The 2141-nt window shown below is 64.4% G+C and carries 3 protein-coding genes; all 3 read right to left on the bottom strand.

From position 1 onward, the window contains the following. A partial coding sequence (locus tag H0W38_RS21600) for an FAD-dependent oxidoreductase (RefSeq protein ID WP_292458082.1) occupies window positions 1-329 on the bottom strand: 329 nt, incomplete at its 3' end. 40 nt (window positions 330-369) lie between these two features. Beyond that, window positions 370-1692, bottom strand: coding sequence for a TRAP transporter large permease subunit (locus tag H0W38_RS21605; protein ID WP_292458085.1), 1323 nt, complete (start codon window positions 1690-1692; stop codon window positions 370-372). Then, window positions 1689-2141 (bottom strand): TRAP transporter small permease subunit (locus H0W38_RS21610; RefSeq protein WP_292458087.1); only part of this gene is annotated, 453 nt, incomplete at its 5' end. The genes H0W38_RS21605 and H0W38_RS21610, both read right to left, overlap by 4 nt.

Genomic DNA, 2141 nt, shown 5'->3' on the forward strand with positions numbered 1-2141 from the left:
CAAGCGAGCGGTTCATGCACGCGCGTCCACGTCTTGCCGTAGAGCATGGGTGCGCTCAGGCCGCCGCGCTGCTCCATCGCTGCGATGAAATCATCGACGAAACCGAACACGATCTTCTTCGGCTCGCGCGGCGTTTCTTCAGCCTCGTACAAGCCGCAGACGGTTCCGGACAATCCCGCCACCGCGCCGCCGCCGCAAAACCCGTAGCGCTCCACCAGCAGCGTTTTTAGTCCGGCGCGCGCTGCGGTGGTGGCCGCAGCCACACCGGTCGCACCGCCGCCGACGACCAGAACATCCACGTCGACCCGTTGGCTCGGTCTTGCATCCATGCCTGTCTCCTTGCGCAATGCTCGTTGCAGCGCGATACCGCTAGCGCAGTCCCATGGCCACGCTCGGTAACCAGGTCACGAGTTGGGGCCACATGAGCACGCTGGCGAGCGTGACGACCTGCAGGCCGATGAAGGGGACCATGCCCCGGTACATGTCACGCATCGTGATCTCCGGCGGCGCCACGGCGCGCAGATAGAAGATCGCCGGCGCCATGGGCGGCGTGAGGTAGCCGGTCTGCAACATGATCAGGAACAGGATGCAGAACCACACCGGGTCGAAGCCGGCGGCGGTGACCAGCGGCACGAAGATCGGCAGGAAGATCAGCACGACCGAGATCCAGTCGAGGAAGAAGCCGGCGAGGAACAGGATAAAAAGCATCAGGCTCAGGAGCGCCCAAGGCGAGAGATCGAAATCGCTGATCATCGAACTCGCCAGATTGATGCCGCCGCCGCCGATGAACACGCCGGTGAACAAGGTGCCGGCCAGCAGCACGAACATGATCATCGCGGTGACGCGCACGGTCTTGAGCAGCGAGTCGTACAGGCTTCTCCATGAGAAGCGGCCGTACAGCGCGGTCAGTCCGACCGAGAACACGGCACCGATGGCCGCCGCCTCGGTAGGCGAGGCGAAACCGCCCAGGATGGAGCCCAGCACCGCGACGATCATTGCCAGCGGCGGGATCAGGTTGCGCGTGGTGATGCCGAGCTTTTGCGCGAAGCTCGGCTCGTTCGGCTCGGGCGCAATCCGCGGGCCCGCATCCGGCTTCACGATGCACAGCACAAGGATGTAGGCGAGGTACAGGCCGGCCATTAGAAAACCAGGCAGCACCATGCCGTACATCAGGTCGCCCACCGACAGGTTGGCCAGCGGCCCCATCACCACGACGACGACCGAAGGCGGGATGATCGTGCCGAGCGAGCCGCCGGCGCAGATGGTGCCGCTGATCAGGGCCTTGTTGTAGCCGTAGCGCAGCATGATCGGGATGGTGAGCAGGCCGACCACCGATTCGGTGGCGCCGATCACGCCGCTGGAGGCCGCGAAGACGATGCACATCAGCACCGTGGCGATCGCCAACCCGCCGGGCAGCCGGCGTGTCCAGATATGAATGGCTTCGAACAGTCGGTCGGCGATGCCCGATTTCTCGAGCATCGCACCCATGAATACGAACAGCGGCACCGCCGCCAGCACGAAATTCGACGACAGGTCGTCGATCTTCTCGATGAATTGGTGAATGACGTTCGGGCCGAAGGTGATCAGCCCGAAGCCCGCCGCTGTCAGCATCATTGCGAAGCCGACCTGCACGCCGAGGAACATCAGCGCGAAGGCCGCCGGCAGCATGAAGAAAGGGAGGTATTCGGTCATGACGCGCGCGCCGGGTTGTCGTCGTTTCGATCGCCGTCCACCTCGCCGCGCAGCGACTTCATCAGCTCGCACAGCACCTGAAGTGCGAGCATCGCAAAGGCAATGACGAAGACCACCCGAAACGGCCACACTGGCAGGTTCAGCGCCGATTGCCCGGAGGTTTCACCGCGCTCGTAGCCGGCCATTAGGTAATTGAACAGCGCGAAGCACAGCCACACCAGCAGCGGCAGCACGACGGCGTAGACCACGCCGTCGATCTGGCGCCGTGTGCGCGGCGACATGTGCGCGCTGAGCACGTCGATGCGAATGTGCTCGCCCTGGCGCAGCGTGTACGCCAGGCCGAGCAGGAAGTGCGAGCCGGTCAGCAGGTAGCCGATCTCGTAGGCCCAGATCGTGGGTGCGTTCAGCGCATAGCGCGACACGACCTCCCAGGTGGTGGCCAGCACCAG

This window comes from Methylibium sp., from assembly GCF_013817365.1.
Lineage (GTDB): Bacteria > Pseudomonadota > Gammaproteobacteria > Burkholderiales > Burkholderiaceae_C > Methylibium.

Coding starts and splice junctions, on each gene's coding strand:
- H0W38_RS21605 (WP_292458085.1), bottom strand. CDS start 1,692: ATGACCGAATACCTCCCTTTCTTCATGCTGCCGGCGGCCTTCGCGCTG.